We start from the raw sequence: 24,113 nt of genomic DNA, 5'->3' as shown, positions 1-24,113 counted from the left end.
TCTGCTATGAATTTCATTCGTAGGAGGTATTATGAAACGTCAAACATTGATCACAATAGGAATATGTATCTGTTTTCTGGTGCTGTCCGGCTGGTTCTATATGAGATCTACAGCAGGATCAGCCCCAAATACACAGGAATGGATATCCGGCCGGGACACACCTGCTCCGTCTCTGACGGGAGATGTGTCTGCGGACAAGGTTACTGCTGATAATGGGGAATGTGCAGTATATATCTGCGGTGCCGTGAAAAATCCGGGGGTTTACCGCTTTACAGGAGATGCCAGAGTCTGTGACGCCGTGGAAGCAGCAGGCGGTTTTCGCAAAAAAGCAGACCGTGCTGCGATCAACCAGGCACGGCCGTTAAATGACGGGGAGCAGATTACGATCCCCAAAAAAGGGAAAAACACCGGTTTTGCAAAGAAACAATCTGTCGGGGGAGGCAGGGAATCCGGGCTGGTCAATATTAATCAGGCGGATCTGGCGGAGTTGATGACACTTGCCGGGATTGGCGAGGCAAAAGCCCAGTTGATCATCGATTACCGCACAGAAAACGGAAGCTTTGCTTCTGTTGAGGATATTATGAAGATTTCCGGGATTAAAGAGGGGATATATAACCGGATCAAAGATCAGATCACAGTGTAAAAGAATCAATGAAAAGTTTAGGGGGAGCGTTATGGCGAGAAAGGTTCTGGTTGTTGACGATGAAAAGCTTATTGTAAAAGGAATCCGTTTCAGTCTGGAACAGGATGGAATGGATGTAGATTGTGCCTATGACGGGCAGGAGGCTCTGGATCTGATCCAGAAGAATGAATATGATGTTGTATTACTGGATGTGATGCTTCCGGTTCTCACCGGTTTTGAAGTCTGCCAGCAGGTACGGGAATTTTCTGATGTTCCAATCATCATGCTGACCGCAAAGGGCGATGATATGGATAAGATCCTTGGTCTCGAATACGGTGCGGATGATTATATCACCAAACCATTTAATATTCTGGAGGTAAAGGCCAGGATCAAAGCAATTATCCGTCGCAGCAATGCAGGTCACTCCCATGACGAAAATCCAAAGCTTCTTACATATGATGTATTAAAGGTAGACTGCGATAGCCGCAGAGCCTATATCGACGAAAAGGAAGTGAACCTGACTGCAAAGGAATTTGATCTTCTGGAGCTTTTGATGGTTCACCCGAATAAAGTCTACAGCCGTGAGGAACTGTTAAATACTGTCTGGGGCTATGATTATCCGGGAGATGTCAGAACAGTGGATGTCCATATCCGCCGTCTCCGTGAAAAAATCGAAAACAAACCAAGCGATCCAAAGTATATACATACAAAATGGGGCGTTGGCTATTATTTTCAGAAATAAACCGGCTGCGACTTCCGGATTACTAAAATAAATGCTTCAAATGGCAGGGAAGGGTGCGCTTTGAAACAATTTCTTGGCAAAGTTCTGTATTTTCTCCGCAGTATGCGGATACAGGTACTGATTGTATTTTTGATGATGGGACTGGTTCCCCTGTATATCTTTTCTATAATTATTACAAATGCATATGAGTCAAAGCTGGTGTCCCAGCGTGTCGATGAGCTGCAGTCCTACGGAACCATGATCTCCAATCTGGTGGTGTCCTCCGGTTATCTGGTGGATCACGACAGTGAGGAGGTTGTGGAAGAGGCGGCACAGATTGCTGAAATTTATCAGGGACGTATTATTCTGGTAGATCAGAACCTCCGCATCATTCATGATACTTATGGACTGGAGAACGGCAAAACAGTTATTTCCACAGAGGTTGTAAAATGTTTTAACAGCGATAATGGAAAATACATAAATGAGCTGGGAGAGTATGTTCAGCTTACCATGCCCATTATAAATTCCAACAAACAGACAACCGATGGTGTCGTCATCATGAGCTTTTCCACGAAAAATCTTCATCAGATGGCGGATGCCGTCAAACGTCAGGTATACATTATCCTGTTGATATTAACAATTCTGGTGCTTTTGGGTGCTTTGCTTTACTCCACCCTTCTGGCACGCCCATTAAAGCAGATTACATCCTCGATCAACGAAATATCCCAGGGGGATATGAGTGTAAAGCTTAACATGCATGGTTTTTCGGAGATCAGCAGTATTTCTGATTCTTTCAATCAGATGATCGATGTCATCCGAAATCAGGACACGGCACGTCAGGAATTTGTTTCCAATGTTTCCCATGAGTTAAAGACACCGATTGCTTCTATGAAGGTCCTGGCCGATTCCCTGCTTTCACAGGAGGGAATGCCGGAGGAAATCTACCGGGAGTTTCTCGGTGATATCACCAATGAGATCGAGCGTATGACAAAGATCATTAACGATCTGCTCTCCATGGTCAAAATGGACAAGAATACGTCTCAGGTAGAAGTTGTCAACACAAGCATCAACGATCTTCTGGAGCAGCTTTTAAAGCGACTCAGACCGATCGCGGCAGAACGTAACATTGAGCTGATCTACGAAAGTTATCGTCCTGTCATGGCAGATATAGATGAAACCAAAATGTCAATCGCATTAAATAACCTCATTGAAAATGCCATCAAATACAACTATGACGATGGCTGGGTCCGCGTAACGCTCAACGCCGATCACAAGTTTTTCTATGTCACGGTACAGGACTCCGGCGTTGGTATCCCGGAGGATGTTCAGGATAATGTATTCGAGCGTTTTTACCGAGTGGACAAGGCGCGTTCCAGAGATACCGGCGGTACCGGACTGGGACTTTCCCTGACCCGTAGTGCCGTACTTTTACATCGAGGTTCCATTAAGCTATATAGTAAAGAAAAGGAGGGGACGACATTCACTGTCCGTATCCCGTTAACTTATGTTCCATAATATACCAATATCCCAAAATGCAAGATATCTATGGAATCAACACTGTTACCCGTCAGCATATGCTTATCATATCATCGCCGGAAAGGAGGACCACATGCCGATTAGCACAGATACAACATCCAAAAATATTCATCTGTTACGATTGGGCTTTTGCGCCTGTGTCCTGTTTTTGGTACTTCTCTTTTGTGGTGGTTGTTCTTTCCATAAGGAGAAAGAATATACCGGCTATTATGTATTTTGTCCCGATGCCAATGAAACAAAAGTGGGATTTGAAAAATATACGCCAGAGTCCCGGAAACGGGATGATCTCGTCAATGAATTTCTGACAAGACTTCAGTCGGAACCAAAGGATCTCGGACTGCGAAAGGCATTACCGGACGATGTTACAGTAGATGATTTTATTTTCGAAGACTCCGGCCAGTTGTCTCTGTACTTAAGCTCCGGTTATGGAAAGATTAAAGGTGTCTCCGAAATTCTCCGTCGGGCTGCCATTGTAAAAACACTCTGTCAGATCCGCGGAGTCAGCAGTGTACAGTTTTATGTTGCCGGTCAGCCCCTGACTGATTCTAATCTGGACGCTGTAGGATACATGACTGCCGATTCCTTTATTGACAATACCGGCGGAGAAACCACCTACAAACAAAATGCCACATTAAATATGTATTTTAGCGACAAAACAGGAAGCAACCTTGTCAAGGTCCCTGTAGATATTACCTATGACGCAACCATCCCCCTGGAGCAGCTTGCCGTAGAGCAGTTGATACGCGGACCCTATTCTATTGATGGTGTGGACCCTGACGAGATCAAAGCAACGATACCGGAAAAAACAGAGCTTAACAAAATCTCTGTCAAAGAAAATACCTGTTATGTTGATTTCTCTGAAGAATTTCTCAAAAAACGTACCAATATTTCCGCAGAGACAACCATTTATTCTGTTGTAGATACTCTTGCAGAATTATCCAATATCAACAAGGTACAGTTTAGTATTAACGGAGAACAGGTGCTTTTATATAACGATACCATTGATTTCGGTTCTGCCTTCGAACGTAATCTGGATATTGTCGATCAGGAATAGGAGGAACAACTATTAAACGACCATTTTTATGGATTTTTGCTGGAATAACCATATTATTTCTTTTATACCGGGCCATTTATTCTGAAAAGGATGATGCCCGGTATTATTGTTTTAACGGGATCTGGGAGGATCAGACCTCTGCTTCAGCCACCGGAACGATTGATCAGATCTGCATGGAACAGGGAAAAGAGGACCGTATTGTCCTGTATCTGAAAAACTGTCGTATTCATCTGACAACTGATACACAAGTGTATTTCCAAAAGAAATTGTATATTTCTATTTCCGGAAAACCCTCTCTGCAGCCGGGAAACACTCTTTTTCTGAATGGAACACTTCTGGAATTTCCGATTGCCACCAATCCCGGTATGTTTAATCGCCGGGAATATTACAAAGAGAAAGGAATTTACTATGAATTCAGAGCTGATTCCTTTCAGGTACTGCAGTACAATATAGATCCCATCAAAAATATTCTGTATCATATCCGGGACAGAATCAGTCTTGTATACCAGACCTGTCTGCCCCCAAAAGAAAGCGGCATTGTATCTGCAATGATCCTTGGAGATAAATCTCTTCTGGATATGAATATCCAGAAGCTGTATCAGGAAAGCGGGATTGGACATCTGCTTGCCATCAGCGGTGTTAAGACACAAAACTTGGCTATCCCCCTAACCCGTAAAACTCGCATAAACTCGGCATTTGTGTCACTACATATCGCTAAAATTTACATTCTAAAACTGTGCTTAGACGAGGAAATTATTCCCCGTTGTCGTTTCCCTTGTTCAAGGGGGTATCTCACAAAATATATAAATTAGCAAAAGAAGCAATAATTCAGCGTAAGTTTAATCTTATGGCAGAAGTCTAAAAATTGGCAAAAGGAGAAGATAAATATGGCATATAAAAAATATAGAGAAATGAAGGTTTATGAAGCAAGTGGATATCAGTACAAGCGAACACCAAGCATTGTTCTGAAAGGAAAATGGCTGTCGGATCTGGGATTTGACATCGGAGAGCAGATTGAAGTGAAGTGCGAGGATGGACGGTTAGTTATAACAAAAGCGAATGAAATATGGGACATAAATTAGATAGATTTTAGGTAGAGTTGAAGGGCGTGGATGGATGCAGAAAAAGCTGACCATAAGAATGATCAGCCTTGTATTATATCTTTCGGAAGAAATCTTCGTCAATTGTATAAGTTGTTATTGGATGTACCCCAATTTCGTATTCAGTGAGTTTATTGATGAATTCTTCGCCATCTAAAAGGTCAATCTGTTGTTTGCCTGGGCTGCAGGCTTCTTCACGTGCGGCTTTTGAAAATGTGCCAGTGGTAATAAAAAGACCTTTTTCAATATTAGTTGTGAGAGAACCACGGAAATCTCTAATATCAGGTGCACCAACAACACCGCTGTATCGTTTGCATTGGAAAGCAACATTAAAACTGAAGATGCCGTTGATTTTCAGCTTTCCGGTTCCATCAATTCCACCATCACCAGATTTCTTTGTAACTTCTACTTGGGAAAATCCGCATTCACGAAGAACTCTTTGAGTTAGTCTTTCAAATCCATACGGATCCATTGTTTGTAGAATATCAGCAAGCTTTTCCTTCCAAGGTTTTATTTCATCTGGAAATTCCTCATCATCGTTGCTGGGATCGTCGTCTTCTGGAAGATCTGGGGCTTCATCCTTAGTGGAGGATGAAGCGGCTTTATTTCGTCTTTCTGCGTTTTTCTTTACGATGGCAGATACGATTTCTTTTTCGTCAAGAACCTCTATACCAACGAAGTCTGGGGTGATAGACCATACAGAACGAGCACTATTATGGATAACACCATACTTTGAGAGATATGTTCTTGCCCACGCTAGTTGGTAGGATAATTCGCTCTGGTTAACTTTTCCCATATGTGTGATGTCTGCTACTTCATCTGGGATGTTCAGATCCTTTATAACTTGGTTCAGAATCTCATCGTTGGTTCCTGAACCCCCAAGCTCTTTTAATGCGACAAAAGTCGGCATTATCAATTTGTTATATCGTGGAATTCGACTGTCTATCTTGTTTCGCATATAATCACTTCCTTTTGGGTATACTTAAATTTTATTATACTGCATGTTTATACTTGGATCAATACTTGAGAACGGTAGAAGTTGAATAGGTTTACAGAAATACTTGCTTATATTCGCCCTGTCGAATATAATGAATAGTACATTTTGATGGCTGGAGTGGTATTTATGGATTGTTTAACACCAGAGCAAAGACATAAAAACATGGTTAACATAAAGTCAAAGGATACGTCAATAGAAGTTGTCCTAAGAAAAGCATTGTGGAATAAAGGGATTAGGTACAGAAAAAATTATAAATTATTACCGGGTACTCCTGACATTGCTATCACAAAATATAAAATTGCCATTTTTTGTGATAGCGAGTTCTTTCATGGTAAGGATTGGGAAGTTTTAAAGCCTCGATTGGAAAAAGGAAAAAACGCTGAATTTTGGATAAAGAAAATTGGAAAAAACAGAGAACACGATGATGAGGTTAATAAAAAACTCTTATTTATGGGATGGACCGTTATAAGATTTTGGGGAAACGATATAAAGAAAAAAACGGATGAATGCATTAAAGTAATTGAAGAAACGATTTTTGACATGTTGATTTGTGATGAAGAAATGCAAGACAGTTAAGCAATAACCGCCTTGCATTTTTTATGTCATATTAATAGCGTGAGAGATCGAGAGTATAGCTTCCAGGAATGCATATATGGGCAATGTCATCATCGAAGTCTTCCAATTTTCGAAGAAGTGGTCGATCATAGATGTTTTTTATGTTTGTGGCTGGATAACCATTTGCAGGTGAGTATTTTCGAATCAACCGAGAGCTTAATCCTGGTGTTTGTGGAGTCATTGCGTCAAGAGCATTATACAAAGTATTTGGCATGTAGATTGCGATGAAGCCTCTTTGCTTATATTGTTTGACTCTGTCAGGTGACCATTCACTTGGATCATCAAACAGACCATATCCAACTACGGGAGCAGCATTTTGCCCAGTTCCACTGACAATTAAACGTTCTTTGGCCTTGTAGCTTTTGACCGATATAAATAGGTTAAAAGGAGATCCCATAATGGCGAAATCTCCAATCCAATCCCATGTTTTAGGAAGTGTATCATATCTGTTTGGAGCACTTGCGTCGAGTGCTATTTTACAGATTAATTCAGTTACGGCTCCGGTGACTTTGACGTCCTCTTTGAGTCCGGCTGTGACTATATCGGTATGAACAGCATCACGTGCGGCCAAAATATCATATATGTGATCGTATTGGGTTTGTGCAGATGCACCGGAAAAACCGCTTCTTCGTATTGTCTCATCAAAGATAAGCTGCGATTGAGAGATATCTTTACGTGTTTTATTCTGTACATCTCTTAAATCATTTATGAACGGCATATCAAAGCCTCCTTTATTGCTTAATATTAATATTGTAACAGTTTTGATGATGAATGTATAGAGTAGTCGATATTCTGGCTTGAAATTTGTGATTTTACCAGTTTCAATTTTGCACAAAATGTGATAAAATGAGGACAGATTGACCTATAAAAGAGACAAAGGAGATATTGAGATGAATACGTCCGAAGCAATAAAGGCGAAAAGAAAGAATTTGGGGCTTACGCAGAAGGATTTTGCCGATGCACTTGGAATGGGAAGAAACGGAGATAGAACATTACGCAGATGGGAAAATGGAGAATCCGCTCCGTCTGTATTAGAATATAAAACGATTTTGCAATTTGCAGAGAAAACACCGTTTGAAGTAAAGGATGAAATACCGGAATTTAAATTTATTGATTTGTTCGCTGGAATAGGAGGAATAAGGATTCCCTTTCAGGAGTTGGGGGGAAAATGTGTATTTACGTCAGAGTGGGACAAATTCGCACAAAAGACCTATAGAGTAAACTTTGGTGAAGAACCGGCAGGAGATATAACGCAAATAGATGCAAAAGACATTCCTGATTTTGATATTTTACTGGGTGGTTTCCCGTGTCAGCCTTTTTCACAAGCCGGATTAAAAAAAGGATTTTCTGATACTAGGGGAACTTTATTTTTTGAAATTGAAAGAATCTTAAAGGAAAAAAGACCGAAAGCCTTTTTGCTGGAGAATGTCAAGCAGCTCAAAGGGCATGATAAAGGACGCACATTAAAAGTGATACTGGAACATTTGGATGCACTCAATTACTACGTCAACTACGAAGTACTCCGTGCTGGAGATTTTGGTGTTCCTCAGAATAGAGAAAGAATTTATATTGTTGGATTAAATAAAGAATACTATAATATTTCTGATGATTATGAGTTTAAGTTTCCAACACCTACTTATGAAAAAACAAGACTTGGCGATATATTGGAACATGATGTGGATGAAAAATACACGATAAGTGATGCATTATGGGAAGGACATCAACGAAGGAAAAAAGAACATAAGAAAAAAGGAAATGGATTTGGTTATTCATTATTTAACGAAGAATCAGAATATACAAATACTATTAGTGCACGATATTATAAGGATGGAAGCGAAATTTTAATTGATCAGGGACCAGATAAAAATCCAAGGAAACTCACTCCGAGAGAATGTGCTAGATTACAAGGCTTTCCTGAACAATTTATTATAACGGTTTCTGATACCCAGGCATATAAGCAATTTGGAAATTCCGTTGCGGTTCCGGTTATTCGTGCAGTAGCGAAAAGGATCAGAGAGGAAATGGGGTCTTTACCAGTAAAGGAGTGATTTAACGAATGGATGATAACAATACAATTTTGAAAGATTTAGGAGAACTTGTAGAAAATACAAAAAGTGCAGTTAAAGCTAAATTTAGTTATGAGGATGTTAGTCTGAGTGGGGGATTTAAGAAGGCTTTCGCAAAAAATATTGCTTCTGGTGGAAATACAATAGAGTATTTAAAAAGCACTGCTATTATTACTACCTCGGCTGGGTTGAAAATATACTTGCCTAATCAATGGTTTGTTCTTGCAACCTATCCGGTAGAATTGATAAAGGAAATTATAAAGTACCGAAATTACACTGAAAAGGTAATTGATAGTAATGCTGGTGTTTTCGTGGGAAGCAATGGAAAAGCTCTGGAAAAGAAAGAAATATACAAAAATTTGAAAAGCACAGATGGCATAGATTTTTCTGAAAAGTTCAAGCAAATTATGAAAGATTATCTGTTGGATTTGGGACAGCAGGAGGATATTGCTAATCAAAATTGTGAATTGTTATATAAATTCGTATCAAACGATAAATGGTGGTTAGGTGGAAAAGGGATAGAGAGAACAAATGATTTCTATGTTTCGCCTATTTTAAGTGTATTAAATCTTGTTAACGCAAGTCAGTCATATGTGGCAACTATTACGTATGCATATGTGAATGATGCAAATTTGTATGCAGAGTTGGAAACAATTACAGAGGCCGATGAAGAATGCAGTGACAGTTTCGAAGATGAATACCGTAGGGCGGCTAAGATAATCACAGATTATGTGTCAGAAACTGGATTTGAAATACCATGCAGAAGAAGTAATATTGAAACTGCTATACGAGAGTTTCAGGAAAGATTCTCACCAGAAAAGCTGGCAGCCATTGAAGATGAGAATCTCTTAACTTCTTTATTTTATACAGTTGGGGATAATAAAGAAGCACTATGCTGTTGGTTAGAGCATAATGCAGACTGCCGAGAATATTTCGGAAGCATTGCTGGTGGATCTGCATACAAATTTGGTTTGTTTCAGAAAAAGGATACAGGCGAGTGGATGACGGGAAGCCCGCAGAAACCAGAGGTGTTATCAGAAGAACAGGCTCTTGAAATCGGAAAGACAATAAGAGATGCCCTTGTTAAAGGTGTAGATATTATAAATAATGCCATCTTGGATAATCTGTCTGATTTTGAAAAGCTCGATGAAGATTTGAAACAGGGTGTAGGTGAACAATACTATAACCTGGCATGGTTTCATAAATATTTTTCACTTATCTGTCCAGAAAAATTAAGCGGTTTCCATTCAAATGACTGGCAGACACATGTACTCAGATGTTTAAGAATCAATCCAAGTGAAAAATATTATGCCCGAAGCGCACAGCTTGCGAAGATTGAAAACTATGCCGGAATGTATTATAGAGAATTCTTTGCTGTTGTTTTCGAAGAATTTGGTGGCATAAAACATTTTGTGAGAATTGGCACAAAAGATGATGAAAAAAATTATGTTGCGGAATGGCAGCAGAAATCTGTAGTTGGAATCGGATGGAGAGCTATCGGGTCACTTCAGGATTATGTTGCGGGTGATGGAATAGATAAGGATGCCATTACAGAAAAGATGATGGAAGAGTATTTCCACGATGATAAAAAGACAGCATCCAGAAAGGCCGGAGAACTGGCAAGATTCTATAAAACAAATGCAGATACTGTTTTTGTAGCTATGAATGGAGAAAAGCTGATAGCGTTTGTTGATGAAATTGGAGATTACTTTTATGACGCATCAACGGCTATGGCGCATATGAAAGCTGGAAAGTGGCATAATAAATTTGCAGATGGAGATACCCTTCCGGATAAAGCAGAAGGAAAACTTACATCCTGTTATCAGCTTACAAATAATGAAAATCTGATGTTTTTATATGAAAAATATTATTATGGGGAAGAAGCTGAATCAGAAGAATTAGATAATTCGGAAGCGGAGGAAACCTATATGCCGTTAGTATTTAACACAGAAATAGAAACAAAATATGAAAGAAACCGTATTGTTTTTGGTGCTCCGGGTACTGGAAAGAGTTATGAACTGAAAGAGGATTGTGAGGACTTGTTGAAGGACACAAATGGTTCTTATGAGCGTGTTACATTCCATCCTGATTATTCATACTCGCAGTTTGTTGGTACATATAAGCCTGTCATGGGTGCAGATGAAAAAATCAGATATGCTTTTGTGCCGGGACCGTTCATGCGTGTTTATGTAGAAGCACTTAAGAGCGGAAGAACTGAAAATCCACAGCCACACCTTCTGCTTATTGAAGAGATAAACAGAGCAAAAGTGGCAGCAGTATTTGGCGATGTATTCCAGTTGCTCGACAGGGATGATGATGGAGTCAGTGAATATGAAATTCAGGCATCAGAGGATATTAGAAAATATCTTGCCTCACAACTAAAAGGAGATCCTGATAACTATCAGAAGATTCGCATCCCCAATAATATGTTTATCTGGTCTACAATGAATAGTGCGGATCAGGGAGTATTTCCGATGGACACTGCGTTTAAGAGAAGATGGAACTTTGAGTATCTTGGCATCAATGAAAACGAAGAAAAGATTTCTGGCATTGGGAAAATAGAACTTGCCGGAAGTGATGAGCCTATTGAATGGAATATCCTCCGCAGAGCTATTAATGCAAAAATGTCATCAGATCAGTTTAAGATTAATGAGGACAAGCTGATGGGACCATTCTTCCTTTCAAAGAAGATAATTGCATCTGACGAGAATGGCATGATTGTAGATACAGACAAATTTGTGGCTGCATTTAAGAGCAAGGTAATTATGTATCTGTATGAAGATGCAGTTAAACAGGGCAAGCACAGATTCTTTGATGGATGTGATAACAGCAAATATTCATCTGTGTGTGATGCTTTTGATGAAATAGGAATGGGAATCTTTGGACCAAATTTCAAGGAAAACTTTTATGATAAACAAAAGGATGAGGCATAATGAAAGTTGTTTCACGGTATGTCAGGGAACAGAAGCGTTATACGAAAAATGACCTTAAAAGCAAGTTTTCCTTTGACGAAGACGGAGTAGAAAAATTTATAAAAAATCTCAAAGCCTATGGTGTCTTGAAAAGTGTAAAAAATACTGATGACCAGCTCGAAATGTCAGACCTTGTAGATGACGATGTGGAAATTACGGATGAAACGGCAGAGAGTGGTGACTGCCTGTATGTATTTACATATGTCGGAGTCATCACCTGTGGAAGCCGTGTCATAAAGGTTTATCCGAAGTATCTGCTGTCAAAGAAAGACGATAATGTTCTGGATGAGATGAAACAGGTTGTTAAAGTACTTGAGCGTTACAGCCGTTCCGAAGAGCAGATTATCAATGTTTTTAATGGTAATGGAGAGAACAGAAGTTTTAATATACTTGCGGTTATCCTGTTCCTGATTAATGATTATTACGAATATGGTATCTATACGAACAGTGAGGATATCATAGAAGTAAATGGAGAGGGCGAAATCCTCTGGGGAAAGACCATTGATGAGAGTTTTGCCATGATCGAGGATAACCGTCCGTATTATATGGAACTTTATACGGAGAAATCTGTAGAAGATGACATGGATTATTTCAAACGTCTGCATGAATGCGTGCTTACGGAATGTTCCAGACAGCTTCGAGATGCACAATTGGATACTCTCTTTGATATGGATGTCATAGAACTTTCCGAGGAAAAACTGGCCGATTTTGGTGATAAGGAATATGTGTTAGAACGGATTATAAAGGAACTAAATCTTCAATTTAATACGCACAGGCAGATTCTTCTCAAAACACTATATGCCTATGTGTCCCAAGACAGAAAAATGCTGGATGAGAATGATGGTATCAGTATGTTTGGAACAACAGCATACCATGCTGTCTGGGAGAAAGCCTGTGCGGAAGTATTTGACAATAAGCTGAATACTACCCTTACCCAGCTCAAGATGACTGTTCCGCTTGCGGAGAAATATAACAGCAAAACGGCAAAGAGACAGAAGCTGATAGATATTATAGAAAAGCCTGTATGGCAGGGAGAAGATACGGAAGCAAAGGCAGCAGATACCCTTATTCCAGATTTGATCAGTATTCCGTGCGTAGACGGAAAGGACTGGTTCATAATATTTGATGCCAAATATTATAATCTTCAGTTGGAAAAAGGAAAGTCCCTCAGAGGAAATCCGGGTGTCGGAGATGTAACAAAACAATATCTGTATCAGCTTGCCTATAAGGATTTTATTAATGCACATGGCATTGCAGAAGTCAGAAATTGCTTCCTGATGCCAACAGAGAAAAAAGATATTGTAAAAAAAGGCTGTGCCAGAATGGCTATGCTTGAAGCACTCAATCTGAAAAACATACAAATCCGTCTGATTCCGGCAGCAGAGTTATATGATAATTATCTGACCGGAAATCATATGGATATTACACGATTGGATTTGTAATAAAGGAGGGACGGAATTATGGTTGTTTGTCCAAAATGCAGATCGGACAGGACTGCACCAATATTATATGGTTATCCGTCCAATGAAGCCTTTGAAGCAGAAGAGCGGGGAGACCTTATCCTGGGTGGATGTGAGATGATAGACGGAATGCCACACGAGGATTATGGCTGCCTTGACTGCAGATACCGATGGTCAAAGGAACTTCTTCCAGCTACTCAGATTACAAAAATACGATATAAGGTTGTGGAGAATGGTCCGTGCACGATAGATTCCCAACAGTCGTGGGTATATGAAATATATCCTGATGGAAGGTGTAAAGAATATACATACCAAGGGCAGAACCGGAAATATCAATTTAAGACGGAAGAGAAGGTATCTGAAAAGAAGGCATACAGACTTGCATGTAGTTTGCAGAAAATCATAGGTGCTCCATTATGGGAGAAGAACATTGTAGAAGGTCAAGTGTGCGATGGATGCAGTTATAAACTTCAGATAACTTATGCTGATAAGCGGAAAGAAGTTATAAATGGTGATGTTGCCGGAGGTACGTTTGATTCCATACTGGAGAAATTCGTCCGCAGTGTGTTTTAGGAATAAGCCAATTGACATAAATGAACTATTGACAACAGAACAAGTGTTCGATATAATAAGCCTAGGTTCGCTACCTAAGGTTATTAATGTTAAACAGTGACAAAATTGACACCAAGGTTAGGTCAGCCTGACTTTCCCTTAGCTGGCCTTCAATTATTATATGGAGGCGATAACGTGGTTACCAAACTGGAAGTGGGCGATAAGGCTTTTATTGTAGAGAGCAATCGCATTGTCAGAGAAGTTTTTATTCTAAAGAGAAGTAGAGATTTTTATACCGTTCGTTTTGCTGAAAATGCATCAGGCGGTATACAACTTAGGGCAAGCAGACTTTTTGCTTCCAAGGAAGATGCCGAAAGCAGTATGCCCAAGAAACAAGTACAGAAGAGAACAGGATTTCGTTCTCCGTATGATTATCTATAAGAATGGAGGATAGCATATGGGAGAGCAGATTCTTAAAGTTTCATGTCCGTGCTGCAAAAATGGCAGATTATTTGATGTGATGCCTGATACTGAAGGTACTATCCAGATAAAATGCCCGTGCTGCAGAAAAATAATACAGATATCATTACATAATAAAGAGATTCGTACTGAGCGAATAGGTGCATGAAAATTATAGCAACCAATGCCTGACGAAGCAATAGATACTTTCTTTTGCTTTGTCAGGCATTTTTTAATTACTTTGCGTATGCGTGCAAATGCAAAGTGGATTTGCAAGTATTGACAAATTAAACAAATGATATTATAATTTGTTTAAAGATGCGAAGAGAAGGAGATGATTGCTATGAAAAACGAAGAATTTGAACTTTTGATTCAAAAAGCAACAATAGGATGTTGTACGAAAGAAGAACTGTTAGATGCCAAGGAAAGACTGGAATCTGCCGTTGAGGATAAGAATGCTGATTGTGCGGATTATGAACAAGCTATGCAGATGCTTAGTCTGGAAGGCAAGGATAGCAATAATCCTGAAGAAGTGAAGAAAGCGCTGGAATCTTATGGAGTTACTGCTATTACAAGAGATGAAATAAAGGAATTACAAGAGCAGAGAAATAGGTTGGCGTATTATCTGACTAACATCACGGAGGCATTGGATAAATTTAAAAACTTTAATAAATATGCATGCTTCAATAATATCCGTGCTTTGTTAAAGATAAATTCAGATGTAAAAATTGGAATGATAGAGAAAGAGGCAGGTGTTCGTCTTGGATATATGTCAAGACTTGAAAAGCCTGAAAATTCATCTGAGCCTACATTGGAATTTGTGGCAACAGCAGCAAAGATGCTTGGTGTGAGCATAGACTTCCTGATATCAGCCAACATTGATGAAGTAACGCCAACAGAAAAATATGTATTGGAATTTATAAAAAAAATTGCGGATGATTCTAAATGCGAAAAATTATATTGGAACAGGGAGTCTAATCAAAGACTGAATATTCCTACAGATTTATATTCAGATTTTGGTCCTGCACCACATGCATTACAGAGCCCAGATGATAATAGCATGGACTGTAATGGTAATTATAGACAGGCATGCTTCTATTCAAGATTTTATCCTGAAAAAAATATACAGGTAACAGGAAATGTTTATTGGTCAAGATTAGAAGATGCTGAAAGCGATATATACATTTTACCTTGTGCAATCAATATAGATCCTGATTGCATGGAGGGACAAGAGTGTTATGAAATATATATTATTGCACCTGATAAATCTGTTGTTCCGTTGTGTAACACAATCATGGCATGCGACATAATAAAAGCCGCCGTGAAGGATTTGTATATGCAGATTGAGGTGTTGTCTTCACACGTAAATATTGATAAAAAAGCGAGAAGCGTTATAGATGCCTATTTGAATAAAGATAAAAATGCATTATCGAAGATCTTTAAAGCACCTGAACCTTCAAGTGATGATTTTTCGACCGATACAGATTTGCCATTTAACTAGGAGGTGGTGCGTATGCAGAGAATAGAAATCAGAAACCGAAATAGTAGTAAGCCTACAAAACCGAGAGTGTTTGATGCACTGATCGATGATGATGGAAAAATATATTTTGAATCAAAAGTAAACAAAAATCCTGAAGTGGTGGCACTGACGGATGTCATGAAACAAATTGAAGAAGCACAGACAAGCTACTGAGCCCTGATCCATAATTTATGAGATACTATATGCCAGAGTTGTTACTGCAATCGAAAGATTGCGTAGCAACTCTATTTTTTTGTCCTTTTTTAGGTTGGTCCAGAAAAGTTTACTTGCTCTTATATATTGCAGTAAACAAAGACTTAAAGATTTTCAGAAACAAAAGGGAGAACAAGTATATAGATACCTGATTACGATACGCATTTGGGTAGTATGGATGTTCTTCAGACTGATGAGATTCAGTTCAGCATTGGAGATAAAAATACCTAACCTTATATATTCTCCGTTTGAAAAATTCAAAATACGATTTTTTTTCAAAACAAAAAAGCGAATAAAGAGAAGAAGGTAATAGGAAAAAATTCAAGAAAAAAATCGAATAGGAAATTAGCCTTCCTATTTGGATTTTATATTTCTATCAGACAAGGACGAAGGGAGGTGAAAAGCTGTGAGTGCAAATGAGCGAAGAGCTGAGATCATGCGAATCATGGTCGCACGAAGACAAGAGAATATGCAGGTCTTAGCTGCGGAGCTTGGTGTTACGGATAGAACTATCCGAAATGACATTCTTGTGCTTACGGCTGAGTATCCTCTTGAAACTACTAGAGGTAACGGAGGCGGTGTCCGTATCGCTGACTGGTATCATCCACATAAAAATATTTTTTCACAGGATCAGATTTCGGTTTTGGAACAGTTGATGGACAAGGCTGATGATGAACAGAAAAAAGTGCTTGACCAGATGCTCCGTGAATACGGCTCTAATAAGTATAGTCCTGCAGTCTAGGACAGGCGGATGACGATCTGCCATCCAAGAACAATATTGACGAGAACCCCACGGCCATGAGAGCCGAATGAGAAAGGATGATTTAATTATGAAGAAAAAAATTTTTATCTGCAGCCCTTATCGGGGCAGAGTCGAGGAAAACAAAAAGAACGCAGTGAGCTATGCAAGGATCACTGCCATGTCAGGTGACGTTCCAATCGTACCACATCTCTATTTCCCATCATTCCTCAATGACAATATCCCAAACGAGCGAATGACAGGCATCGCAATGGGTCTTGAACTCATGGATATGTGCGATGAGGTGTATGTGTTCGGTTTCGACATCACGGAAGGCATGAAGTTTGAACTCGACCATGCAAAGGAAACAAGGAAACCTGTAAGGCTTTATGATACGGATTTCAATCCCGTGAATGTCAGGACCATTCCTGTGGATGAACGTGCGGATGCCAGATACAAGGGCATCATCAGAAATCTGAAGGTGTTGAAGTAGGAGGTCCACCATGTCAGCAGTCAATGTCCGTTACGGACTGTATCCGGGTGACCGCCTTATGGTCACTGACGGAAAGAAAAAGAAGAGAGCAACCGTAGTAAAGGAGTACCCGTTCCATATTCTGATGGACTGGGGAAAGTACAAGTCCAGCATAAACAAAATCGATGTGTATACAGGTGATGTGAAGCTGGCACGCATTTGAAAGGAGAGAACGTCATGAGTGAGGCATTGTTATTAGTGGCCGAGGGATACGAGCAGATTGCTGCCGGAATCAGAAAGATGGTTGCAGCACAGAAGGATACACCAAAGAAAGAGGAGAAGCCTGTGAAGAAGGCAGAAAAGAAGGAAACTCCTGTGGAAGATACACCGAAGGATGAAGCTGCCCCAAAGGAGAAAACAGTGGACAGAAAGACGGTCCGTGCATTCCTTGCGGAAAAATCCAGAGCAGGAAAAACATCCGAGGTCAAGAACCTGATCGAGCAGTTCGGATTCCAGAAGCTGTCAGATGTTCCTGATGAGAAACTGCCGGAACTGTATGAGAAAGCACAGGTGCTCTAATGGGCGGACATGCAAGGTTCTCCCCATCGTCCGGTAAAAGACGTCTGGAATGCCCTCCATCGTTACTGTTGGAGGAGCAGTTCCCGGATGAAGAATCTCCCTTCGCAGCAGAAGGGAGTGCCGGACATGCGATGGCAGAGTACCTCATCAATAAGTATCTGAAGAAAAGGACTAAAAGACCTGTATCTGATTATTATTCGGATGAACTGCTCGAAGCCGTGGATGTTTACGTGGAATATGACATCAGCCAGATCGAACAGGCAAGACATGAGTGTCCGGATCCGTTCATCGGTGTGGAGCTTAAGGTCAGTCTTGCTGACAGGATTCCGGACTGTTTCGGAACAGCAGACATGGTAGTTGTTGATTCACACAAGATCCACATCATTGACCTGAAACTCGGCAAGGGCGTGATGGTCGATGCGGAAAGAAATGTCCAGCTTATGATCTACGGACTGGGAGTCCTTGACATGCTCGGTTTCTTATATGAGATCGACATGGTGGAACTTACAATCGTCCAGCCGAGAATTGACCATTTCTCTACATGGGAGATATCTACAGAAGAACTTCTTGCATGGGGAAAGGACGTTCTTGAACCGGGAGCTGCAAAGGCACTTGCCGGAGAGGGAGAGTTCAAAGCCGGAGACCACTGCAGATTCTGCAAGGCAAGATTTACATGCCGTGCAAGGGCAGAGGAATATCTGAAACTTGCCCAGATGGAATTCAAGGAGCCGGACCTTATGTCTGATGAGGAAATCGCAGAGGTGCTTTCCAAGGCAGATGCACTGAAGAAGTGGGCAGAGGAGGTTTACACCTACGCACAGAATGAAGCGGTGGTCAATCATAAGGAATGGCCCGGATATAAGCTCGTTCTGGGAAGAAGCAACCGGAAATACACGGATGAGGATGATGTTGCAGAGGCAGCAGAAAAAGCCGGATACACGGACATCTTCAAAAAGAGCCTGATCGGTATTACCGAGATGGAAAGACTGATGGGCAGAAAGAAATTTAATGAGATCCTTGGCAGTTTTGTGTACAAGCCTGACGGCAAGGTCACACTGGTGCCGGATTCAGATAAAAGAGAAGCAGTAAAAACAGCAACCGCAGAAGCGGATTTTAAGGAGGACTAAATTATGACAACAGCTAATTTAACAAAAGTAATCGTACCTTGCAGACTGAGCTACGCACACCTGTGGGAGCCGGATTCCATCAATGGAAGCGAACCGAAGTATTCCGTATCCTGCATCATCGATAAGGATGATAAGGAGACCATTGCCAAGATCAAGAAGGCTATCGAGGTGGCAAAGGATGAAGGAAAGGGCAAGTGGGGCGGCAAGATCCCAGCAAATCTGAAACTCCCGTTAAGAGACGGAGACATCGACAGACCTGAAGATGAGGCGTACCAGAACAGTATGTTCCTGAATGCGAATTCAAAACAGGCTCCTCAGATCGTGGACAGACAGGTACAGCCGATCCTTGACCAGAGCGAGGTATATTCCGGCTGCTACGGAAGGGTATCCATTACATTTTACGCTTATAACAGCAACGGCAACAAAGGTGTGGCAGCAGGACTCGGCAATGTCCAGAAGTTAAAGGACGGAGAGCCTCTCGGTTCCAGAGCCAATGCCAAGGATGAGTTTGATGCAGTGGATGCAGAGGACGATTTCCTTTCATAGGAGTGAACCAGTAAACCATAGGAAGGGCGGTGGCATACACCGCCCGGATACATAAAGGAGATGCCATGAAGGAACTGATGAAAGAGTTAAACAGCATAAAAAAATATATTCCATATAATACGTTCCGCACCATCAAGGGACAGATAAAGTCCGGTAACGTGGATGCTGCGAGAACGGGAATCAACAGAATAAAGAAGAAAGCGGAGGGACAGGCTTATGGACACACTTGCAATTGATATTGAAACCTACTCGGATGTATCACTCCCGGACTGCGGGGTACATAGATATGCTGCATCGGAGCAGTTTGAGATCCTTTTATTTGCATACAGTCTGAACGATGAGCCGACCAGGATCATTGACCTTGCATCCGGGGAGAAAATGCCGGATGAGATCATGAAGCTGCTTACGGATGATTCCGTGATAAAGACTGCCTATAATGCAGCATTCGAGCGTAACTGCATCAACCGTTACTTTGGTCTTTCCTTAAAGCCGGAAGGGTGGAGATGTACGCTCGTTCAGGCATCCATGCTGTCGCTTCCGCTGTCACTGGAAGGCGTGGGAGAAGCACTGAACCTTGATAAGAAAAAGATGTCGGAAGGAAAGGAACTGATCCGGTTCTTCTGTATGCCGTGTAAGCCGTCCAAGTCAAACGGCGGCAGGACAAGAAACCTTCCATCTGATGAGCCGGAGAAGTGGGAGCTGTTCAAGACCTACTGTATCCGTGACGTGGATGTGGAAAAGCAGATCAGGAATAAGCTCTCGAAGTTTCCCATACCGGACAGGGAGCAGGAACTGTACTGCATGGACCAGAGGATAAATGACAGGGGCATCATGGTGGATCCGGAACTTATCACACATGCAGTGGCCTGTGATCTTCTGTATAAGGAAACGGCAACAAAGAAGGCATATGAAATATCAGGACTTGAGAATCCGAACAGCGTGGCACAGCTTAAGGGATGGCTTGCACGAAAAGGCATCGAGATCGATTCCCTTGCAAAGGCAGCCGTGGAGGAACTGGTGGAAAACACGGACGGTGATGTAGCGGAAATGATGAAGCTGCGTCTTGCCCTGTCAAAAACGTCAGTCAAAAAGTATGAAGCTATGGAACGTTCCGTCTGTCCGGACGGAAGGGTGCATGGATTACTGCAGTTTTACGGGGCCAACCGTACAGGAAGGTGGGCCGGCAGACTGGTGCAGATCCATAACCTTCCACAGAACCATATGGAAGACCTCGAACTTGCACGCTCCATCGTAAAGGAAGGCAGATATGACCTTGTGGAGCTTTTGTATGATTCCATACCGGATGTGCTTTCGGAACTGATCCGTACCGCATTTGTGGCAAAGCCGGGATGCAGATTCATAGTCAGCGATTTTTCCGCGATCGAGGCAAGGGTCATGGGCTACCTTGCCGGAGAGGGATGGGTAATGGAGGAGTTCCGTGGTGCCGGAAAGATCTATGAGCAGACGGCATCGAAGATGTTCCATATCCCGATAGAGGAGATCACGAAAGGAAGCCCGTACCGTGCAAGGGGAAAGGTGGCATCGCTTGCCTGTCAGTATGGCGGTGCGGAAGGTGCGCTTATCAGCATGGGAGCACTGAACTTTGTGGAAGAGGATGAACTGAAAGGTCTGGTGCAGTCATGGCGGACAGCAAATCCGCACATCGTAAATTACTGGTATGAGATCGATGGTGCGGTAAAAGCTGCCGTGAAGGAACGGAAGATGACCACGGTCGGAAGGGTGACGGTATATTACCAGTCCGGGATGCTAAAGATCGCACTGCCGTCAGGAAGGGTGCTGTCATATGTAAGACCGAGGATGACCGTGAACCGTTTCGGCTCGGAAAGCGTCAGCTATGAAGGTGTCGGTACGAACCGCAAATGGACAAGGATAGAATCCTACGGTGCAAAATTCTGTGAGAACATCGTTCAGGCAACCGCAAGGGATGTGCTGGCAGAAGCAATGCTCAGGCTCGAAAAGAAAGGCTTTGACATCGTGTGCCATATCCATGATGAAGTGGTGCTTGAAGTGCCGGAAGGAACATCCTCGGTGGAAGAAGTAAATGAGATCATGGCGGTATGCCCTGACTGGTGTGAGGGGCTTCCGCTTAAGGCAGCCGGATTTGAAAGTCCGTTTTACAAGAAAGATTAGGAGGTGCTGCATGGGAGGACGAAATACGGAAGGCTATCCTGACCCGACAGCAAATACTGCGGTCGGCAGGGTAACAAAGGAAGAAAAGAAGAAAAAGAAGGAGGCAGGAAAAGATGTTCGTATCAATCGGAAACTCAAGAATGGACAAAAAGTTTAACTGCACGGATATGACATATGAAGATTTTGTCAGCCGTCTGTCCAAGACAAAATATACTGCAGAAACAATGGAGCAGTACAGGAAGATGCCGAAGGGACAGCAGGACAATATCAAGGATGTCGGAGGCTTTGTTCTTGGAAAGCTGAAGGGCGGACGGAGAAAGAAAGACTGCGTGATATCCAGATCCGCCATCACGCTTGACATGGATTACGGGACACAGGGCATCATTGATGAACTGGAAATGTTCTTTGACATGAAGATGGTGGTGTATTCCACCCATAAGCATACACCGGAAAAGCCGAGACTGCGTATCATCATATTCCTGACAAGGGATGTGACTCCTGATGAATATGGTGCGGTCAGTCGTATGCTTGCATCGGATATCGGCATTGAACTTTTCGATGATTCCACCTATGAGCCTTCCAGACTCATGTACTGGCCTAGCACTTCAAGTGACGGTGAGTATGTGTTTCAGGAAATCGATGGGGCAGAGGTGGATCCGGATGAAGTGCTGGCACGTTATAAGGACTGGCATGATGTATCCGCATGGCCGGTAAGCAACCGTCAGGCATCCGTGGTACAGAGGGATATAAAGAAACAGGCAGATCCGCTTTCCAAGGACGGACTGATCGGGGCATTCAACCGGACATATACGGTGACACAGGCTATCGATAAGTTCATCCCGGATGTGTACAGGCATTCGAGGGCAATCCCCGGAAGATATGATTATATCCCGGCAGACTCGGCAGCCGGAGTCGTTGTCTATGATGACCTGTTCGTATACAGCCATCATGCAACAGACCCGTGCTGCGGAAAGCTGATGAATGCGTTTGATGTGGTAAGGCTTCATAAATTCGGTGACAAGGATGCAAGGGCAGACGAAGGGACAGAACCCGGAAAACTCCCGTCCTTTAAAGCCATGCAGGATTTTGTATCTGCAGATGAAGAAGTAAAGAACACGCTTGCAAAAGAAAGACAGGAGCTGGCAGTACAGGAATTTTCCGCAGAGTCGGATGAGGACTGGCAGAATAAACTGGCACTCGACCGCAGGGGAAACATCAAGGATACACTGCAGAACATCGCACTGATCATCCGCAATGATGAGAATTTCAAGCACATCGTGTACAACGAGTTCAAGGATACCATTGATGTCACCGGTCCGCTTCCGTGGAAACAGGTAAAACCTGGATGGAACGATTCTGACCTTGCAAATGCAAAGGTGTATTTCGAGAGGGTGTACGGGATCTGGTCACCAACCAAGTTCAAGGATGCACTGCTTGCCGTGGTGTCATCCGACAGGCTTTACCATCCGATCAAGGATTATTTTGCAACGCTTCACTGGGACGGGCAGGAGCGTATCGACACACTGCTCATCGACTATTTCGGTGCGAAAGATTCTCCGTACACAAGAGCAGTCATCCGCAAGACACTGGTGGCTGCGGTAGCACGTATTTATAAGCCGGGAGTGAAGTTTGACTCCATCCTCGTGCTGAACGGTCCGCAGGGAATGGGAAAATCAACCTTCTTTTCCATACTCGGAAAGCAGTGGTTTTCGGATTCCTTATCCATTTCGGATATGAGGGATAAGACTGCTGCCGAGAAGCTGCTCGGCAACTGGATCCTCGAAATCAGTGAGATGAACGGCATCCGCAAGACTGAGGTCGAGGTAGTGAAGTCCTTTGTCACCCGTCAGGATGATAAGTTCCGTCAGGCATACGGTGTAAATGTAGAGTCCCACCCAAGAAAATGCATCATCGTGGGAAGCACCAACTCCGAGGGCGGATTTTTACGTGACGTAACAGGAAACAGAAGGTTCTGGCCTGTGCATGTGCCGGGGACAGGAAAACACCATCCGTGGGAGCTTGACTGTGTTGACCAGATCTGGGCGGAGGCAATCGATCTGTATAACGAAGGCGAGGAGCTGTTCCTAAAAGGTGCGGAGGCAGAAGAAGCCTATAAGATGCAGCAGGAGGCAATGGAGTCGGATGACCGTGAAGGAATCGTGCAGGATTACCTCGACAGACTGCTGCCGGATAACTGGGCATCGATGGATATCTACCAGAGAAGGGCATTCCTAGGCGGTGGTGAGTTTGAGACAGTTGGTGTAAAGGGAACGGCCGTGCGTGAGCGTGTCTGCATCATGGAGATATGGGTGGAGTGCTTCGGCAAGGAACGCCAGAACTTAAAAAAGGCGGATTCCTATGAGATCGAAGGCATCTTAAACAAGATCGGGGGATGGAAGAAGTATGATTCCAATACCACGGGCAAGACCAAAGTCCCCCTTTACGGAGTGCAGAAGACTTTTGTGCGGATGGATGAGAAACCAGAGGAAACCCGTTAGGCGGTTTCCGAGGTTTCCCAGATGCAGATGGGCAACGGTAGTCGGAAACCGTGCTGACACCTTGGAAAATAAGGGGTTGCGGTTCTTAGTTTCCCAATTTCCCATTAAATCCAGT

The 24,113-nt window shown here is 42.4% G+C and carries 26 protein-coding genes; 24 read left to right on the top strand and 2 right to left on the bottom strand.

Going from position 1 to position 24,113, the window contains the following annotated elements:
- Window positions 1-31 precede the first annotated feature (31 nt).
- From H8704_RS04560 to H8704_RS04535, 6 genes are all read left to right on the top strand, one after another.
- Window positions 32-643 carry a helix-hairpin-helix domain-containing protein gene (locus H8704_RS04560; protein ID WP_249297502.1) on the top strand — a complete coding sequence of 204 codons (612 nt, stop codon included), beginning with the start codon at window positions 32-34 and terminating at the stop codon, window positions 641-643.
- Window positions 644-674: 31 nt separating this feature from the next.
- Window positions 675-1,364 carry a response regulator transcription factor gene (locus H8704_RS04555; protein ID WP_022465015.1) on the top strand — a complete coding sequence of 230 codons (690 nt, stop codon included), beginning with the start codon at window positions 675-677 and terminating at the stop codon, window positions 1,362-1,364.
- Window positions 1,365-1,424: 60 nt separating this feature from the next.
- Window positions 1,425-2,858 (top strand): sensor histidine kinase, encoded by a 1,434-nt coding sequence (locus tag H8704_RS04550; protein WP_118678508.1) that lies wholly within the window; start codon window positions 1,425-1,427, stop codon window positions 2,856-2,858.
- A gap of 94 nt (window positions 2,859-2,952) precedes the next feature.
- Window positions 2,953-3,933, top strand: a complete 981-nt coding sequence (locus H8704_RS04545) for a GerMN domain-containing protein (RefSeq protein ID WP_249297501.1) — start codon at window positions 2,953-2,955, stop codon at window positions 3,931-3,933.
- Entirely contained in the window at window positions 3,930-4,745 is an 816-nt protein-coding gene (locus tag H8704_RS14220; RefSeq protein ID WP_330605829.1) for a ComEC/Rec2 family competence protein, read from the top strand. The genes H8704_RS04545 and H8704_RS14220 overlap by 4 nt, the downstream gene beginning before the upstream one ends.
- Window positions 4,746-4,820: 75 nt before the next feature.
- Window positions 4,821-5,015, top strand: a complete 195-nt coding sequence (locus H8704_RS04535) for a SymE family type I addiction module toxin (RefSeq protein ID WP_249297500.1) — start codon at window positions 4,821-4,823, stop codon at window positions 5,013-5,015.
- A 73-nt stretch (window positions 5,016-5,088) separates the two neighbouring features.
- On the opposite strand, the gene H8704_RS04530 is transcribed toward H8704_RS04535, so the two are convergent.
- The gene (locus tag H8704_RS04530) at window positions 5,089-5,991 is read right to left on the bottom strand and encodes a restriction endonuclease (RefSeq protein WP_249297499.1); all 903 of its coding nucleotides are present in this window, start codon (window positions 5,989-5,991) and stop codon (window positions 5,089-5,091) included.
- A gap of 165 nt (window positions 5,992-6,156) precedes the next feature.
- On the opposite strand from H8704_RS04530, the gene H8704_RS04525 reads away from it, so the two are divergent.
- Window positions 6,157-6,606 (top strand): very short patch repair endonuclease, encoded by a 450-nt coding sequence (locus tag H8704_RS04525; RefSeq protein WP_249297498.1) that lies wholly within the window; start codon window positions 6,157-6,159, stop codon window positions 6,604-6,606.
- Between the two features lie 31 nt (window positions 6,607-6,637).
- Here H8704_RS04525 and H8704_RS04520 read toward each other — a convergent pair whose 3' ends face one another.
- A complete protein-coding gene (locus H8704_RS04520) occupies window positions 6,638-7,363 on the bottom strand; it encodes a hypothetical protein (RefSeq protein ID WP_249297497.1) in 726 nt (241 codons plus the stop codon).
- 139 nt (window positions 7,364-7,502) lie between these two features.
- Here H8704_RS04520 and dcm point away from each other — a divergent pair, with 139 nt between their 5' ends.
- The 17 genes from dcm to H8704_RS04435 all read left to right on the top strand — a co-directional run bounded on the left by dcm (window position 7,503) and on the right by H8704_RS04435 (window position 23,998).
- A complete protein-coding gene (gene dcm, locus H8704_RS04515) occupies window positions 7,503-8,693 on the top strand; it encodes a DNA (cytosine-5-)-methyltransferase (RefSeq protein WP_249297496.1) in 1,191 nt (396 codons plus the stop codon).
- An 8-nt stretch (window positions 8,694-8,701) separates the two neighbouring features.
- Window positions 8,702-11,644 carry an AAA family ATPase gene (locus H8704_RS04510; RefSeq protein ID WP_249297495.1) on the top strand — a complete coding sequence of 981 codons (2,943 nt, stop codon included), beginning with the start codon at window positions 8,702-8,704 and terminating at the stop codon, window positions 11,642-11,644.
- Window positions 11,644-13,125, top strand: a complete 1,482-nt coding sequence (locus tag H8704_RS04505) for an LlaJI family restriction endonuclease (protein WP_249297494.1) — start codon at window positions 11,644-11,646, stop codon at window positions 13,123-13,125. Before H8704_RS04510 ends, H8704_RS04505 begins: the two co-directional genes overlap by 1 nt.
- 18 nt (window positions 13,126-13,143) lie before the next feature.
- Window positions 13,144-13,716 (top strand): hypothetical protein, encoded by a 573-nt coding sequence (locus H8704_RS04500; protein ID WP_249297493.1) that lies wholly within the window; start codon window positions 13,144-13,146, stop codon window positions 13,714-13,716.
- A 174-nt stretch (window positions 13,717-13,890) separates the two neighbouring features.
- A complete protein-coding gene (locus H8704_RS04495) occupies window positions 13,891-14,136 on the top strand; it encodes a hypothetical protein (protein ID WP_249297492.1) in 246 nt (81 codons plus the stop codon).
- Between the two features lie 361 nt (window positions 14,137-14,497).
- Window positions 14,498-15,655 carry a hypothetical protein gene (locus H8704_RS04490; RefSeq protein WP_249297491.1) on the top strand — a complete coding sequence of 386 codons (1,158 nt, stop codon included), beginning with the start codon at window positions 14,498-14,500 and terminating at the stop codon, window positions 15,653-15,655.
- Window positions 15,656-15,667: 12 nt separating this feature from the next.
- On the top strand, window positions 15,668-15,847 hold the full coding sequence (locus H8704_RS04485; protein ID WP_249297490.1) for a hypothetical protein: 180 nt from the start codon (window positions 15,668-15,670) through the stop codon (window positions 15,845-15,847).
- Window positions 15,848-16,292: 445 nt separating this feature from the next.
- Window positions 16,293-16,628 (top strand): HTH domain-containing protein, encoded by a 336-nt coding sequence (locus H8704_RS04480; protein ID WP_004843290.1) that lies wholly within the window; start codon window positions 16,293-16,295, stop codon window positions 16,626-16,628.
- Window positions 16,629-16,695: 67 nt separating this feature from the next.
- Window positions 16,696-17,118, top strand: coding sequence for a DUF4406 domain-containing protein (locus H8704_RS04475; protein WP_249297489.1), 423 nt, complete (start codon window positions 16,696-16,698; stop codon window positions 17,116-17,118).
- 10 nt (window positions 17,119-17,128) lie between these two features.
- A complete protein-coding gene (locus tag H8704_RS04470; protein WP_249297488.1) occupies window positions 17,129-17,320 on the top strand; it encodes a hypothetical protein in 192 nt (63 codons plus the stop codon).
- 14 nt (window positions 17,321-17,334) lie between these two features.
- Entirely contained in the window at window positions 17,335-17,676 is a 342-nt protein-coding gene (locus tag H8704_RS04465) for a hypothetical protein (RefSeq protein ID WP_249297487.1), read from the top strand.
- Window positions 17,676-18,803 carry a DUF2800 domain-containing protein gene (locus H8704_RS04460; protein ID WP_249297486.1) on the top strand — a complete coding sequence of 376 codons (1,128 nt, stop codon included), beginning with the start codon at window positions 17,676-17,678 and terminating at the stop codon, window positions 18,801-18,803. The genes H8704_RS04465 and H8704_RS04460 overlap by 1 nt, the downstream gene beginning before the upstream one ends.
- A gap of 3 nt (window positions 18,804-18,806) precedes the next feature.
- Entirely contained in the window at window positions 18,807-19,349 is a 543-nt protein-coding gene (locus H8704_RS04455) for a DUF2815 family protein (protein WP_249297485.1), read from the top strand.
- Window positions 19,350-19,414: 65 nt separating this feature from the next.
- Entirely contained in the window at window positions 19,415-19,585 is a 171-nt protein-coding gene (locus H8704_RS04450; RefSeq protein WP_181972374.1) for a hypothetical protein, read from the top strand.
- Complete coding sequence (locus H8704_RS04445; RefSeq protein ID WP_249297484.1) at window positions 19,566-21,500, top strand: DNA polymerase; 1,935 nt, start codon at window positions 19,566-19,568, stop codon at window positions 21,498-21,500. Before H8704_RS04450 ends, H8704_RS04445 begins: the two co-directional genes overlap by 20 nt.
- Before the next feature lie 10 nt (window positions 21,501-21,510).
- A complete protein-coding gene (locus H8704_RS04440) occupies window positions 21,511-21,657 on the top strand; it encodes a hypothetical protein (protein WP_249297483.1) in 147 nt (48 codons plus the stop codon).
- The gene (locus H8704_RS04435) at window positions 21,641-23,998 is read left to right on the top strand and encodes a virulence-associated E family protein (RefSeq protein ID WP_334299396.1); all 2,358 of its coding nucleotides are present in this window, start codon (window positions 21,641-21,643) and stop codon (window positions 23,996-23,998) included. The genes H8704_RS04440 and H8704_RS04435 overlap by 17 nt, the downstream gene beginning before the upstream one ends.
- Window positions 23,999-24,113 lie beyond the last annotated feature (115 nt).

The organism is Jutongia huaianensis (genome assembly GCF_014384985.1).
Taxonomy (GTDB): domain Bacteria; phylum Bacillota; class Clostridia; order Lachnospirales; family Lachnospiraceae; genus Jutongia; species Jutongia huaianensis.
This window is presented reverse-complemented; position numbering and strand designations above follow the sequence as displayed.

Coding starts and splice junctions, on each gene's coding strand:
- H8704_RS04445 (WP_249297484.1), top strand. CDS start 19,566: ATGGACACACTTGCAATTGATATTGAAACCTACTCGGATGTATCACTC.
- H8704_RS04530 (WP_249297499.1), bottom strand. CDS start 5,991: ATGCGAAACAAGATAGACAGTCGAATTCCACGATATAACAAATTGATA.
- H8704_RS04560 (WP_249297502.1), top strand. CDS start 32: ATGAAACGTCAAACATTGATCACAATAGGAATATGTATCTGTTTTCTG.
- H8704_RS04520 (WP_249297497.1), bottom strand. CDS start 7,363: ATGCCGTTCATAAATGATTTAAGAGATGTACAGAATAAAACACGTAAA.
- H8704_RS04475 (WP_249297489.1), top strand. CDS start 16,696: ATGAGAAAGGATGATTTAATTATGAAGAAAAAAATTTTTATCTGCAGC.
- H8704_RS04510 (WP_249297495.1), top strand. CDS start 8,702: ATGGATGATAACAATACAATTTTGAAAGATTTAGGAGAACTTGTAGAA.
- H8704_RS04465 (WP_249297487.1), top strand. CDS start 17,335: ATGAGTGAGGCATTGTTATTAGTGGCCGAGGGATACGAGCAGATTGCT.
- H8704_RS04490 (WP_249297491.1), top strand. CDS start 14,498: ATGAAAAACGAAGAATTTGAACTTTTGATTCAAAAAGCAACAATAGGA.
- H8704_RS04525 (WP_249297498.1), top strand. CDS start 6,157: ATGGATTGTTTAACACCAGAGCAAAGACATAAAAACATGGTTAACATA.
- H8704_RS04545 (WP_249297501.1), top strand. CDS start 2,953: ATGCCGATTAGCACAGATACAACATCCAAAAATATTCATCTGTTACGA.
- H8704_RS04485 (WP_249297490.1), top strand. CDS start 15,668: ATGCAGAGAATAGAAATCAGAAACCGAAATAGTAGTAAGCCTACAAAA.
- H8704_RS04460 (WP_249297486.1), top strand. CDS start 17,676: ATGGGCGGACATGCAAGGTTCTCCCCATCGTCCGGTAAAAGACGTCTG.
- H8704_RS04440 (WP_249297483.1), top strand. CDS start 21,511: ATGGGAGGACGAAATACGGAAGGCTATCCTGACCCGACAGCAAATACT.
- H8704_RS04505 (WP_249297494.1), top strand. CDS start 11,644: ATGAAAGTTGTTTCACGGTATGTCAGGGAACAGAAGCGTTATACGAAA.
- H8704_RS04535 (WP_249297500.1), top strand. CDS start 4,821: ATGGCATATAAAAAATATAGAGAAATGAAGGTTTATGAAGCAAGTGGA.
- H8704_RS04470 (WP_249297488.1), top strand. CDS start 17,129: ATGTCAGCAGTCAATGTCCGTTACGGACTGTATCCGGGTGACCGCCTT.
- H8704_RS04500 (WP_249297493.1), top strand. CDS start 13,144: ATGGTTGTTTGTCCAAAATGCAGATCGGACAGGACTGCACCAATATTA.
- H8704_RS04450 (WP_181972374.1), top strand. CDS start 19,415: ATGAAGGAACTGATGAAAGAGTTAAACAGCATAAAAAAATATATTCCA.
- H8704_RS04435 (WP_334299396.1), top strand. CDS start 21,641: ATGGACAAAAAGTTTAACTGCACGGATATGACATATGAAGATTTTGTC.
- H8704_RS04455 (WP_249297485.1), top strand. CDS start 18,807: ATGACAACAGCTAATTTAACAAAAGTAATCGTACCTTGCAGACTGAGC.
- H8704_RS04555 (WP_022465015.1), top strand. CDS start 675: ATGGCGAGAAAGGTTCTGGTTGTTGACGATGAAAAGCTTATTGTAAAA.